Origin of the sequence: Kitasatospora sp. NPDC058032 (assembly GCF_042885845.1) — a bacterium.
In the GTDB taxonomy this organism is placed as follows: domain Bacteria; phylum Actinomycetota; class Actinomycetes; order Streptomycetales; family Streptomycetaceae; genus Kitasatospora.
The window spans coordinates 43833-57280 of record NZ_JBHVRK010000033.1 but is presented as its reverse complement, the minus strand read 5'-3'; the positions used below and the strand labels follow the sequence as shown (position 1 = coordinate 57280).

Genomic DNA, 13448 nt, shown 5'->3' with positions numbered 1-13448 from the left:
TAGTGATCATCAGATCGCATGTTTATGCACTCCTTGACAACGGATTCCGAAGCGATTTCGCCATTGACTCGATCAATACGGCCAAGGTTCCATGGCGGCCCAGGGAGCGACAGGACCAGAAACCGAGCCAGTCAGCCAGCGGAGGCGATACCGCTCCCTCACCAGGACCAGCACAGAGCCGATCGGATGCCTCATGACCGACACGCTTCGCCCGCCCGCCCCCGCGGCCCCCGCCGCGGCGACCGCAGGCGCGCCCGACGCCCCGCCGCAGCAGCTCAAGCGCTCGATCGGTGTCGTCGGCGGCACGCTGCTCACGCTGTCCTGCGTCACCCCGGCCTCCACGCTCTTCGTGATCGTCCCGGAGCTGTTCTCCAGCATCGGCAGCGCCACCGCGCTGGCCATCGCGATCGGCTCGGTGCTCTGCATCGCGGTCGCCTTCTGCTACTCCGAGCTCGGCACCCTGATCCCCAGCGCCGGCGGCGAGTACGCGATGGTCGGCACCCTGGCCGGGCGGCTGGCCGGCTGGCTGGTCTTCGTGCTCTCGCTGATCGTGGTGATGATCGTCCCCTCGGTCATCGCCCTCGGCACCGCCGACTACCTCGCCCCGGTGCTGCACGTCGACAAGCCGCTGGCCGGCGCCGCGGTGATGCTCGCCGCCACCCTGGCCGGCCTGCTGGACCTGCGCGCCAACGCCTGGATCACCGGCATCTTCCTGGTCCTGGAGGTCATCGCGGCCGGCGTGGTGTCGGTGCTCGGCTTCGCCCACGCCAACGGCGACGCGCCCAGCATGCTGCACGGCGTGGTCACCGGCGAGAACGGCGTCACCACCACGGTGAGCATCGGCGCGATCATCGGCGCCCTCGGCATCGCGCTCTTCATCACCCAGGGCTTCTCCACCGCCGTCTACCTCTCCGAGGAGCTGGAGAACCCGCGCCGCAACGTCTCCCGCACCGTGCTGTGGACGCTGGGCATCTCCGCCGCGATCCTGCTCGTCCCGGTCGCCGCCATCACCATGGGCGCCCCCGACCTGGCGACGCTCAGCTCCGGCGACATCTCCGGCATGGTCACCGCCTGGAGCAACTCCGCGGTCGGCACCTTCATCAGCCTCTGCGTCGCGCTGGCCATCATCAACGCCGGCATCGTCATGGTCATCCAGAACTCCCGGGTGCTGTTCGCCTCGGCCCGCGACAAGGCCTGGCCCGGCCCGGTCAACAAGGCCTTCGGCACCCTGGGCCGGTTCGGCTCCCCGTGGATCGCCACCCTGGCCGTCGGCCTGCCGGGCGCCGCGCTCTGCTACGTCAAGGGCGAGCTGCTCAGCGAGATCACCGGCGTCGCCGTCACCGGGATGTACCTGCTCGTCGCGGTCGCCGCGCTGCTCTCCCGCCGCAAGCACCACAAGCACGCCGCCGCCTGGCGGATGCCGCTGTGGCCGGCCGTCCCGGTGCTGCTGATCGTGGTCCTGGGCTACGTCATCACCCAGCTGGACGCGGTGCCGCTGCTGTGGACCGGCGGCATCACCGCCGTCGCCACCCTCTACTGGCTGTTCTACCTGCGCCCCCGGCAGGACACCCACTGGGTGATCAGCCTCCCCGAGGACCAGCAGGCCTGATCCCCCCGATACCCCACCCCTCCCCCACATGGCAGTGCCCCGGGCTCCCCTGGCCCGGGGCACTGCCGCGTCCGGGTGCTACTTCTTCTTGAGCTTCCACTCCGGGCTGGTCGCGATCGCCTTCATCTGCTCGACGGTCAGCGCCGGGGCGGTCCGGGAACCGGCGGCGTTCGGGCCGCCGCTGTTGTAGGCGCCGACCGCCACCCGCAGGCCGTCCGGGTGCAGGGCGTCGACCGTCCACCGCGCCGGGTTGCCCGGCACCTTGCGGACCTTCACCTGGGTCCCGTCGGGCATCGTCTCCGTACCGCCGAACGGCTCGGTGTTCATGGGGTTGCTCCAGTCGTCCACGTTGAGCTCCACCATGGACTTGCCCTTGCCGTCGTTCACCACGAAGTTGGCGTAGCCCTCGCTGCCGCCGGTCTCGGTCTGCTTGAGACCCGTCGGGAGCAGTTTCGCGGCGGTCGCGAGGATCTCCTCCTTGGTGTAGGGCTCGCTGCGGTGGTTGGGCGACTCCGACACCGGCTCAGGCAGGGCGGCGATCACCCGGTCCCAGGACTTGTCGGTGACGATCGCCCTGAGCTGCTCAGGCGTCAGCGGCGGGGTGGCCCGGGAGACCGGCTTGCCCTTCTCCGCCGGGGAGTTCCACTCGCTCAGCTCGATCCGCCGGCCGTCCTTGCCGGTCAGCTTGGCGTTCCACCACTTGGTGTCGACCCGGCGGTCCGGGTACTCGTAGCCCTGGAACACGGTCAGCCGACCGCCGTCCGGCAGCGCGGTCGCGGTGCAGGCGTCGAAGGCGACGATCTTTTTGTCGGGGCAGTCGTTGTCCGTCCGGCTCGGGTCGTCCTGGGCGACCTTGGAGAACGAGATCGTCATCCAGGACTTGCCCTTGCCCTCGTCGAAGACCAGACTCGCGCCGGACATCCCGGTGTTCGGCTGGCCGTTGCGGTCGGCGCCGACCCCCTCGGCGTTGCTGATCTGCCCCTGGGGCAGCAGTGCACGGAACATGGCGAGCACCTCCTCCCCGCTGACCGCCGGGCCGGCGGAGGGGGTGGCGGAGGCGGTCGGCGAGGATCCGGGCGTCAGCGAGGCGGAGCCCGCGCCGGAGCCGGCGGCCGGGGTGGGCCCGGTGCCCGCCGGGGTCAGCCGGACGGCGGAGGGCGAACCGTCGGTGAGGTAGAAGGCCCCGGTGCCCACCAGGGCCAGCGCCGCCGCGCCGCCCACCACGGCGGCGGCCGACCGGCGTCGCCAGCGGCGACGGCCGCGCTCCAGCCCGCCGCCCGCCAGTCCGGCCGGGCCCTGCGGGGAGAAGCCCTCGCCGGTGCGGGTCATGGCGTGGAGCAGATCATCCTCGAAGCTGTCGGGTGCGGACATGCGTGATCACCGCTCTTCCTTCGGTCACGGAGCAGGGGCCGGTGGCGGACCCCCGCAGGAGGTGGTCGGTTCGTACCGTCAGCGGGCGGCGAGTTCGGCCAGCGAGTCCCCGAGCTGCCCGCGCAGGCGCGCCAGCGCCCGGGAGGTCCGGGTGCGGACCGCGCCGGAGGACAGCCTCAGCACCTCCGCGGTCTCCTCGACGCTGCGGTCCTCCCAGTAGCGCAGCACCAGCACGGCCCGGTCCTTCGCGGACAGCCGGCCGAGCGCGTCGAGCAGGGTGAGGCGCAGCGCCCCGTCCGCCTCCCGGCCCGCGGACTCGGGCAGCTGGTCGGTGGGGCGCTCGTCGCTGGAACGACGGCGCTTCTGGGCGAGGAACACGCGCACCATCACGGTGTGCGCGTAGGCGCCGGGGTTGTCGATCCGGTGGCGCCCGCCGGTCCAGGCCCTGCGGCGCCACAGCACGTACATCCGGCTGAGGGCCTCCTGGACGAGGTCCTCGGCCTGGTGGGTGTCCCCTCCGGTCAGCAGACAGGCGGAGCGGTACAGCCGTCCGGTGTGCCCCGAGACGAGTTCCAGGAACTCCGCGTCCTTCGACCTGCGTCCGGCCCCGGCCCGCCCCATCCCCCACGTCCTCCCTGTTCACCGCTGTCGACACTTGTTCGATGCGGTGGGTCGGGCGGGATGTTACAACCGGGCACGAAGTTTTTCCCGACGCCCGGCCGGGAGGTGCCCGGCCGGGCGCCCGGCCAGGCCGAGGCCTAGCTCCGCCGGCGGTGGTCGCGCAGCACCACGCCGCCGCCGATCAGCAGCGCGACCAGCAGGGCGCCGATGCCCAGGACGTAGGTGGCGGTGCGCCCGTCGCGGTCGGCCTGGGTCTCGCCGAGGCCGAGCGGGCGCGGCACGATCGGGGCCGAGGCCAGCTGGACCGGCGGGTCCTCCACCGGGTGCTCGGCCGGTGCGGCGGGCGCCGTGGTCACCGCCTTCACCGGGTCGACCACGCCCCAGCCGATGTACTCGTTCGCCTTGTGGTCGGTGCGCTGCGCGGTCTGCTCGATCCAGGCCCGCACCTGGCTGGGCCGCCAGTCCTTGTGCGCGCCGACCAGCAGCGCCGCCAGCCCGGCCACGTAGGGCGCGGCGAAGCTGGTGCCGTTGTCCACGCACTGCCCGCCGCGCGGGACGGTGGAGAGCATGTCGACCCCGGGGGCCGCGACGTCCACGAAGTCGCCGTACTGGGAGAAGTAGGTGCGCTCGTTGTTGCGGTCGGAGGCGCCGACGGCGAGCACCGTACGGAACGCCGCCGGGTAGGTGTCGCCCTTCTTGCCGTCGTTGCCGGAGGAGGCGACCACCACCACGCCGCGGTTCTCCGCGTTGTCGATCGCGGCCTTCAGCTCGTCGTAGCCCACGAACCGGGTGTCCCCCGCGCCCCGCACGTCCTGCGAGATGTTGATGACCCTGGCGCCCTGCTGGACGGCCGAGTTGATGGCCTCGACCAGCGAGTGCACGTCCCCGTTGCCCTCGGCGTCGTTCTGCCGGATCGACAGGATGGCCGCGCCCGGGGCGATGCCGACGAACCCGGTCTGCTCGCTGCGGGCGGCCGCGATGATGCCGGCCACCTTGGTGCCGTGGCCGACCAGGTCGTCCTTGCCGCCGCCCTCGACCCGCTTGCCCTCCTTGTCCTTGAGCAGCGAGCCGCCGTCGACCACCTTGTCGGCGAGCTGCGGGTTCTGGTCGTCCACCCCGGTGTCGATGACCGCGACCAGCACCCCGGCGCCGGTGACCGCACCGCCCTGCCAGAGCTCGTCCAGCACCATCCGCTGCAGCGACCACGGCACGGCCTGCACGTTCTGGGCGTTCTTGCCGCACTCCCCCGCGGCCGAGATGCCCGGTCCGTCCGCTGCCGCCGACACCGTCAGCGGGCCGCCCAGCAGTGCGAGGACGGCCGCCGCCGCGGCCGCCGTCCGGTACCTGACCACCGGCACCCTGCCACCCCTCTTGTCGTCGACCTGGTTGCACGCCCGCGTGCCAAAGGCGGGCACCCGCGAGGGGGCACCCGCCCTTCGGCGTGGTGGGCCGTCAGCCGGTCCAGAGGGTGGCGTTGCGGTTCTCGGTGTTGTGGTAGCTGGTGGCCGCGCTGTCCAGCGACTTGGCGATCTGCTCCAGCACCTGCTGCAGGTGCGCGGCGCGCTGGTCCCACTTGGCCTGGTGGGCCTGGTAGCCCTGCTGGGCGGCGCCCTCCCAGCTCGCGGCGATCTTGGTGACGCCGCCCTTCAGCTCCTCCAGCTGGTGCTGGATGGTCTGCGCGGTCCGACGGACCTCGGCGCTGGCGCTCTTGATGGTCTCGAAGTTGACGAGAATGTGGTCGGCCACGATGTCTCCTAGTCGAGGCTGCGAGGCACCCCGTCACCCGGGGTGCGCGTCGCGGGGTGAACGGACGGAGCCGCGGATCAGGCGCCGGCGGCGGCGGATCCGAAGATCGCCTGCTGGTCGGCGTCGGCCTGCGAGTACTTCTGGGTCGTGATCTCGATCGCGTCCTTGATGGCGCGCAGCGACTTGTTGAGCTCCTGGGCGTCCGTGTTGAACTGGCCCTGGAGGTTGGTGTAAGCCGTCGCGGCCTGGCCCTGCCAGCCACTGGTGATGGAACCCACCAGGTTGTTGAGGCCGTTGATCTCGGTGTTGATCTTGCCGATGACCTCGTCCATGTGCTTGGCGAACGCCAGCATCTCCTGAGCGGTCGTCTTGAACTGACCCATGCTCTACCGTCCCCCATGAGACAGACCTCGTGGCCGGGGGACGTTCTCCGAGCCCCCGGGCATCACCGGTGTGATGTCCTGCAGCACTGTAGTCGGCACACGCAGCTCACCCAACACCGGGCGACGGCCAGTTACCAAGCCATGACATCGTGGCCAATTCCTGTGCGCCGCGCGGACCGAGGCCCCTCAGGTGTTCTGCTGCTGCGCCGCGGTCTTCGCGTTGAGCGCCGGACCGGCCGGCACCAGGTTCGACCACTGCTGGGGCACCAGCGCGGGCTGCAGGCCCTGGTAGCCGAGCCGGGCCTGGTTGCCGCCCGCCTCCTCGGGCTGCGGCGGGCCGGACGGCGTCGCGGGCTGCGCGGAGGGGGTCTTGGGCGCGGCGCCCTGGCCGGCCGGCTGGGCCGGCGCGGTGGTCTGGCCGCCCTTGCCGCCCTCGCTGCTGGCCGGCACCGCGTAGCGCAGCCCGGTCTCGGTGATGAGGAAGTCGGTGCCGGAGCCCTCGGCGGAGTTGTCCAGCGCACGGTAGAACAGGCCGTGACCCGGCGTCACGTGCGCGGTGGCCGCGCCGTTGCTGTAGCGCACCGGGTAGTCGGGGCCGGCCCAGACGCTGCGCCGCGGGGTCCGGCCGTCCTCCGCCACTCCCTCGAAAGTGCTGCAGACCACCCGGCGCGCGTCCTTCGGCGCCTGCCAGTTGTTGGCCGGTGCGCCCGTCCTGACGGGCCAGTCGGCGGCGCCCTCCGCCATCAGTGGCACATTGCTGTTGACGACGGCGTGCTCGGCCGGGGTCAGGTCGTCGACCCGCGGGCTCTTGTTGGCGTCCTGGTTGTACAGCGGCTGCAACTGCGGGTTCTGCCGGATGAGTTCCGCCTGGAACTGACTGATCAGCAGCAGCTGGGTCTTGCCCACCACGTAGTGCTTGTCGCCGAACCGGACCAGCCGGCCGACCTTGCGGTCCTCCGGGTTCTGCAACTGCACCGAGGAGTTGGCGGTCCTGGTGTCCGGGACCAGCCCGTCGATCTTCGGGAAGACGATGTCGCTGCCCGGCGCCAGGGTCTCCAGCCAGTCCTTCTTCACCTTCTGCGGGACGGCGGTCGGCCCGAAGACCGCGCCCATCAGCTGGGTGCGGGTGGCGTCCGAGTCCTCCGGGCCGCCGATCGCGTGCCGGCGGCCCTTGTCGTCCACCAGGTACACCTTCAACTTGCCCTGGCCCGCCGTCTGGCCGGCGGCGGTGACCTGGGGGTCGTCCGCCAGCTGCACCAGCAGCGCCTGTCCGACGTCCAGCTGCCGGTCCTTGGCGCCCAACACCTCCGCGTCCGCGCCGCCCGCCACGAACACCGCCTGGTCGACGGTGCTCCCCTGCTCGTCGCCCGGGCGGTCGCAGACCGACCACTTCATCGGGCGGCTCGCGTTCTCCTTGCTCGGCAGCTTGTCCGGCGCGTACGGGATGCCGATCGTCGGGCCGTGGTTGGGATAGCGGTCCAGCACGCCGTCGTCGACCACCACGACCTTGGAGTCCACCGGCAGCACGAGCCGCGCCGAGGCCATGTTCAGCACCTGGTGCAGCCGCTTGGTCCTCCCGTCCGGGTCGGTCAGCACCACGTACCGGGTGGTGCTCTGCTTGCCCTGGACGATGAACCTGCCCTCGTCCCAGCCCACCGGCGCGCTCGGCTTGAACACCCCCCAGAGACCGAAGCCGCCGACCACCAGCGCGCCGGCTATCACGCTCGGCAGCACCGCCTTGACCGGCCGCGGGGCGTCCTCGTCACCGCCTCCGCCGCCGGGCAGCAGAAAGGCCGCGACCGTGCGCTTGCGGGCGAAGGTGTAGGCGTTCAGCTCGTCCCGGCGCGATGCCATCCTCGTCGTCTCCCCTGTCGGACCGTCCTGCCCCGTGTCCCGCACCCCCCGGGCGAGAACGCGCTCGAACCCTCTACGATGCGGCAGCAGACGGTGAGTACGGTACGGGTACGGTTCACGCACCGGCCAGCCGGGCCGCGACAACCGAACCAGAGAGGGGCACTCGGGGGATGCCAAGCCAGACCGCTCCAGGGCGCCGGAGCACGGCACGGGGCAGCGGTTCACGCCGCTCCGAACGACGCGGCCGGGCCGACAACGGCGGCTCCCCCGCCCCGGAGCACGCGCCGCGCCCGGCCCGTTCCGGCGGCGCCGACGGCCCCGTCGCGGTCCGCGTCCACCCCCGGCCCGGGCTGCTCGGCGGACGGCTGAGGCTCCAACAGCTCGTCCTGGTCGAGGTCGCGGTGGCGCTGGTCGCCGTCGGCTGGACGATCAGCCGGCCGGTCGCCGCGGGCTTCGGCGCCGTCGGCCTGGTGCTGGTCGTGCTCGCGCTGGTGCCGCTGCGCGGACGCACCATCCCCGAGGCGCTACGGGTGCGCACCGCGCTCCGGGCCCGCCGCAAGCGCGCCCGGGCGCACGTCCCGCCGCCCGGCACCGACCCGGCGCTCGCCCCCGCCCTGGAACTCGAACCGGCCCTGCGCACCTGCACCCACGCCACCGAGGCCGACTTCGGCGGCCGACCGGTGCGCCGGGAGACCGGCATGGTCGGCGACGGCACCTTCCTCAGCGCCGTCCTGCTCGTCCAGGCCAAGGACCTGCCGCTGCGTCCGGCGCGCACCGCCCGGCCGCTGCCGCTGGACGTGCTCTGCTCGGCGCTGCGGGTCGACGACATCACCCTGGAGTCGGTCCAGCTCGTCCAGCACACCCAGCCGGCGCCCGCGCCGCACCTGCCCGAGCAGTCGCTGGCCGCCCGCGCCTACCGGGAGCTCGCGGACGGCACCGCCACCCCCGCGCTGCGGCTCACCTGGGTGGCGCTCAAGCTCGACCCGGAACGGGCGGCCACCGCGGTGCGCGCCCGCGGCGGCGGCGAGCAGGGCGCCCGCAAGGCGCTCCAGCGGGTCACCGACCAGCTCGCCGGGCGGCTGAACAGCGCCGGTTTCAACGTCACCGTGCTCGACGAGCGCGAGCTGATCGCCGCCCTCGCCATCTCCAGCTGCGTCAACCCGCTGGCCACGGCCGGCCGCCAGGGCACCGGCAGCGGCGGCGGCAGCGGGCGGCGCACCCAGGAGACCAACCGGTTCTGGCGGGTCGACGACCGCTGGCACAGCACCTACTGGATCTCCCGCTGGCCGCAGCTCGGCCGCCCCGGCGGCGCCCCCGGCCGGATCGCCGTCCCGGACCTGGTCAACCTGGTCACCGGCGCGCCCGCGCTGGCCAGCACCTTCAGCCTGACGGCCGGTCACGGCACCGGCGGCTCGGTGGCCCTCAGCGGCCACGTCCGGGTGACCGGGCGCAGCGAGAGCGAGGCCGTCGACCTCGGCCGGCAGGTGGAGGCGCGGGCCCAGAGCACCGGGCTCGGCCTGACCCGGCTCGACCTGGAGCAGGCCCCGGGCGTGCTCGCCACACTGCCGCTGGGAGGTGCTTCCTGATGGCGTACCAGACCCACTCCACCGCCGGCGCGCAGAGCGGCACCGAGCCGCAGCCGCGGGTCCGGCCCCGGCTGCTGCCCGGCTTCGGGCTGCGCGGACCGCGCCGGGAGAAGCACGTGCTGACGGTCGCGGAGCTGGCGGCGCTCTCCTTCCCGGTCGGCGACGACGGTGTGCTGATCGGCGAGGACGTGCACCAGTCGCGCCCCGCCGTGCTCGGCCTGTTCCGGCCGAGCGCCCATGAGCTGGTGCTGGTCGGCGGCCTGTGGACGGCGCAGGTGATCGCTCTGCGGGCGGCGGCCACCGGCGCGCGGATCGCCGTCGAGACCGCCCGTGCCCACCTGTGGGGGCCGATGGCGCAGGCCGCGGGCGGCGGACAGCCGTGCGTGACGGTCCACCAGCCCGGCCGGCTCGGCCCGCAGGGCGCCTCGGTCACCTCGCCGGTGCTCGTGGTGCGCGACCTCGGCGCCCGTCCGCCGCGCAGCCGGCTCTCCGCCGCTCCCTGGCAGACGGTGCTGACGCTGGTGCCGCACCTGGGACCGAACGCCGCCCGGGTGCTCAACTCGGCCGACCTGGTCGGGGTGCAGCGGGTGATGCCGGAGGAGGCCGAGCTGATCGGCCGGGTGCTCTCGCTCGGCGCGGGCGAGGTGGCCGCACTGCCGTCCCTGCCGGACGACCTGACGCTGTGGACGACCCGGATGAACCGTCAGTACGTACGGATCGTGGCCGGCCAGGCGGAACACCAGATCCTGGGCGGTCCGCGCCGCCTCGACTGACGCGCGGGGGGCGCTTTGGCGGGCTGTGCGCGAGCCGTGCGCAGCCCGTCCGCAGCCCGTGCGCGCGCCGTCCGGGAGCCGTCCGGAGATGCGGCACCGCCTTCAGCCGGGGGTGGCTCACGGCCTAGGCTGTGAGACGGCAACGGCACCGCGAACGTGCGGCGGCGAACACGAGGGAGCCTAGGTGAGCAGCGATCGGGACGGCGTCTACGTCGGCGACAACGCGGCGGAGGACGACGACGACTGGTCCGACGCGCCCGACTACACTCCCCCGTCCTGGTACGTGCAGACGGACGCGGGCGCCCCGGCTCCGGCGGCGGGAACGGCCGCGCCGAGTGGCCAGGTGACGCCGCCTCCGGGCGGGGCCCCCGCTCCGGCGCCCGCGCCCTCGCCGGTACCCGTGCAGGCCGCTGCGCCGCCGGTGGTTCCGGCCCAGCCGCAGCCTCAGCCTCAGCCGCAGGTCCAGCCGCAGGTCCAGCCGCAGCCGGTCGAGGCCGCCGTACCCGCGCCGCCCGTTCCCGTTCCCGCGCCGGTCGAGGTGTCCGCCGTACCGCCGGCCGCCCCGGTCGCGCACGCCGCCCCGGCACCGGAGCCGGTCGCGGCGCCGCCCGCGCCGGTCCCCGCCCCCGTGCCCACTCCGGCTCCGGCACCCGCACCCGCACCGGCGGCGGGTTACGGCTGGCCGCCCGCCGACCCGGCGGCGCCCGTGCAGCCCGGCCCCGCCCAGCCGTACCCGGCCCCCGTGCAGCCCCAGCCCTACCCGGCGGTGCCCGGCCAACCGCAGCCCTACCCGCAGCCCTACCCGCAGCCCTACCCGCAGGACCCGACCGCCTGGGCCGCGGCACAGCAAGCCCAGCAGGCCCAGCCCCAGCCGTTGCCCGGACAACCGTTCCCCGGCCAGCCGCAGCCGGACCAGGCCGCGCCGCCCGCCCCCGCCGACCCGCGCGCGGGCGGCTGGCCGCAGCCCAATGCCTACCAGCAGCCCGCGCAGCCGCAGCCCGGCGCCCCGCAGTGGGACCGGCCGCCGGCCGCTCCCGCCGCGTTCCAGCAGGCCGGTGCCCCGCAGCAGACCGCGCACGGCGCGCCGCTCGGCTACACCGCCGCCGTCGAGCTGTCCTCGGACCGGCTGCTGCGCAGCCAGCCGAAGCAGCAGCGCCAGCAGCCGCGCTTCCAGTTCGGCGGCAAGGCGGCCGCCGCGGAGAAGGCCCGCAAGCTGGAGATCATCCGCACCCCGGTGCTCAGCTGCTACCGGATCGCGGTGATCAGCCTCAAGGGCGGCGTCGGCAAGACCACGACCACCACCGCCCTCGGCGCGACGCTGGCCAGCGAGCGCCAGGACAAGGTGATCGCGATCGACGCCAACCCGGACGCCGGCACCCTCGGCCGCCGGGTCAAGCGGCAGACCGGCGCCACCATCCGCGACCTGGTGACGGCCATCCCGCACCTGCGCAGCTACATGGACATCCGTCAGTTCACCTCGCAGGACCTGCACTCGGGCCTGGAGATCCTGGCGAACGACGTCGACCCGGCCGTGTCGACCACCTTCAACGACTCGGACTACCGCCAGGTCATCGACGTGCTGGGCCGCCAGTACCCGATCATCCTGACCGACTCCGGCACCGGTCTGCTGTACAGCGCGATGCGCGGGGTGCTGGACCTCGCCGACCAGCTGATCATCGTCTCCACGCCCAGTGTGGACGGCGCCTCGTCCGCCTCCACCACGCTGGACTGGCTCTCCGCGCACGGCTACGCCGACCTGGTGCAGCGCTCCATCACGGTGGTCTCCGGGGTCCGCGAGACGGCCAAGATGATCAAGGTCGAGGACATCGTCGCGCACTTCCGGACCCGTTGCCGGGGCGTGGTCGTGGTGCCCTTCGACGAGAGCCTGGCGGCCGGCGCCGAGGTCAACCTCGACATGATGCGGCCCAAGGTCCGCGAGGCGTACTTCGACCTGGCCACCCTGGTCGGCGAGGACATCGTCCGGGCCCAGCAGGCAGCCGCCCAGCAGGCGAGCTGGCAGCAGCCCCAGCAACAGCCGCCGGCCCAGCAGCAGCCCCCGGCGCCCGGCTACCCGCAGCCCCAGCCCGGCCCGCAGGCCCAGCCGCCGTACGGCCAGCCGTACCCGTACGGCTACCCGCACCAGCCCGGCCGGCCGGGCGTCCAGCCCGCGCCGGGCGCGCCCTGGGCGCAGCAGCCCGGGCAGATCCCGCCGCCCCAGGCCGGGTACGGCTACCCGCCGCAGCCCGCCCCGCCCGGCGCCGCGGCCCAGGCGCCGGGCCCCGCCCCCGTCCCGGAGTGGCAGCAGCCGCCGGCCCCGCCGGCCCCCGGCTACGGCTACGCCCAGCCCGAGGACAACCAGCAGCCGCCGCCCGGCTACGGGTACCCGTCGCCCGCCCCGCCGCAGCAGTAGCGGCCCGCGGGAGCGAACGCCGAGGGCCCGCCGACCTCCCGGTCGGCGGGCCCTCGTGCCGTCATGCGCGGCGGGCGCCGGTCAGCCTGCGTCCGTCAGTTCGCGGGCACGCTTCACGTCGTCGGCCATCCGCTCCAGCAGCGCCTCGATGGAGTCGAACTTCTCCATCCCGCGCAGGTAGACCAGGAACTCCACCGCCACGTGCATCCCGTAGAGGTCCAGGCCGACCCGGTCGATGGCGTACGCCTCGACGGTGCGGGTGGTGCCGTCGAAGGTCGGGTTGGTGCCCACCGAGATCGCGGCCGGCATCCTCCCGCCTTGCCCGCCCTCGGGCAGGAGGGTCCCGTCCCGTCCGGCGATCAGCCAGCCCGCGTACACGCCGTCGGCCGGGATCGCGCTGTGCGGCACGGTCTCCACGTTGGCGGTCGGGTAGCCCAGCTCACGGCCGCGCTGCGCGCCGCGCACCACCACGCCCTCGACCCGGTGCGGGCGGCCCAGCACCTCGGCCGCCCCGGCCACGTCACCGGACCCGACCAGCCGGCGGGTCAGCGTCGAGGAGAACGGCTCGCCGTCCCCCACCGCGCCGCGCACCTGGAGGTCGACCACCTCGACGCCGCAGTCCGCGGCCCGGCCCAGCTCGGCCAGCAGCGCGACATCGCCCGCCGCCCGGTGGCCGAAGCGGAAGTTCGGCCCCTCGACGACCAGGCAGGCGTGCAGCGCGTCCACCAGCACCTGCCGGAAGAACTCCTCCGGCGACTCCTTGGAGAACTCGGTGGTGAACGGCAGCACCAGCACCGCGTCCACCCCCAGTTCCTCGATCAGCTCCGCCCGGCGCGGCTGCGGGGCGAGCAGCGGCGGGTGGCTGCCGGGGCGGACCACCTCGCTCGGGTGCGGGTCGAAGGTGACCACGACCGAGCGGACGCCCCGCTCGCGGGCGCGCTCGACCACCCGGTTGATGATCAGCTGGTGTCCGCGGTGCACTCCGTCGAACGAGCCGATGGTGACGACGCTGCGTCCCCAGTCATCGGGGATCTCCTCCAGGCCACGCCAGCGCTGCACCTGACCGCTCCTTGTTCCCTACGGCGCGTACCGTCC

General features: G+C 73.7%; 11 protein-coding genes. 4 read left to right on the top strand and 7 right to left on the bottom strand.

Annotated features, from left to right (window positions below):
- The first annotated feature begins 193 nt into the window (after positions 1-193).
- Entirely contained in the window at positions 194-1609 is a 1416-nt protein-coding gene (locus ACFVUH_RS33275; RefSeq protein WP_355372091.1) for an APC family permease, read from the top strand.
- A 78-nt stretch (positions 1610-1687) separates the two neighbouring features.
- On the opposite strand, the gene ACFVUH_RS33270 is transcribed toward ACFVUH_RS33275, so the two are convergent.
- The 6 genes from ACFVUH_RS33270 to ACFVUH_RS33245 all read right to left on the bottom strand — a co-directional run bounded on the left by ACFVUH_RS33270 (position 1688) and on the right by ACFVUH_RS33245 (position 7584).
- Positions 1688-2980 (bottom strand): hypothetical protein, encoded by a 1293-nt coding sequence (locus ACFVUH_RS33270; RefSeq protein ID WP_387917203.1) that lies wholly within the window; start codon positions 2978-2980, stop codon positions 1688-1690.
- A gap of 78 nt (positions 2981-3058) precedes the next feature.
- Positions 3059-3601, bottom strand: coding sequence for a SigE family RNA polymerase sigma factor (locus tag ACFVUH_RS33265; protein WP_380683041.1), 543 nt, complete (start codon positions 3599-3601; stop codon positions 3059-3061).
- Between the two features lie 137 nt (positions 3602-3738).
- Positions 3739-4959 (bottom strand): type VII secretion-associated serine protease mycosin, encoded by a 1221-nt coding sequence (gene mycP, locus ACFVUH_RS33260; RefSeq protein ID WP_387917202.1) that lies wholly within the window; start codon positions 4957-4959, stop codon positions 3739-3741.
- Positions 4960-5053: 94 nt separating this feature from the next.
- The gene (locus ACFVUH_RS33255) at positions 5054-5347 is read right to left on the bottom strand and encodes a WXG100 family type VII secretion target (RefSeq protein ID WP_380683043.1); all 294 of its coding nucleotides are present in this window, start codon (positions 5345-5347) and stop codon (positions 5054-5056) included.
- A gap of 77 nt (positions 5348-5424) precedes the next feature.
- Complete coding sequence (locus ACFVUH_RS33250; RefSeq protein ID WP_355372105.1) at positions 5425-5730, bottom strand: WXG100 family type VII secretion target; 306 nt, start codon at positions 5728-5730, stop codon at positions 5425-5427.
- Between the two features lie 186 nt (positions 5731-5916).
- Positions 5917-7584 (bottom strand): type VII secretion protein EccB, encoded by a 1668-nt coding sequence (locus tag ACFVUH_RS33245; protein WP_387917200.1) that lies wholly within the window; start codon positions 7582-7584, stop codon positions 5917-5919.
- 170 nt (positions 7585-7754) lie between these two features.
- On the opposite strand from ACFVUH_RS33245, the gene eccE reads away from it, so the two are divergent.
- The 3 genes from eccE (at position 7755) to ACFVUH_RS33230 (ending at position 12353) form a co-directional block, all read left to right on the top strand.
- A complete protein-coding gene (eccE, locus tag ACFVUH_RS33240; protein WP_387917198.1) occupies positions 7755-9170 on the top strand; it encodes a type VII secretion protein EccE in 1416 nt (471 codons plus the stop codon).
- The gene (locus ACFVUH_RS33235) at positions 9170-9943 is read left to right on the top strand and encodes a hypothetical protein (protein ID WP_387917197.1); all 774 of its coding nucleotides are present in this window, start codon (positions 9170-9172) and stop codon (positions 9941-9943) included. Before eccE ends, ACFVUH_RS33235 begins: the two co-directional genes overlap by 1 nt.
- A 184-nt stretch (positions 9944-10127) precedes the next feature.
- Positions 10128-12353, top strand: coding sequence for a MinD/ParA family protein (locus tag ACFVUH_RS33230; protein ID WP_387917195.1), 2226 nt, complete (start codon positions 10128-10130; stop codon positions 12351-12353).
- An 81-nt stretch (positions 12354-12434) separates the two neighbouring features.
- On the opposite strand, the gene ACFVUH_RS33225 is transcribed toward ACFVUH_RS33230, so the two are convergent.
- On the bottom strand, positions 12435-13412 hold the full coding sequence (locus tag ACFVUH_RS33225; protein WP_355372117.1) for a bifunctional riboflavin kinase/FAD synthetase: 978 nt from the start codon (positions 13410-13412) through the stop codon (positions 12435-12437).
- Positions 13413-13448: the final 36 nt, after the last annotated feature.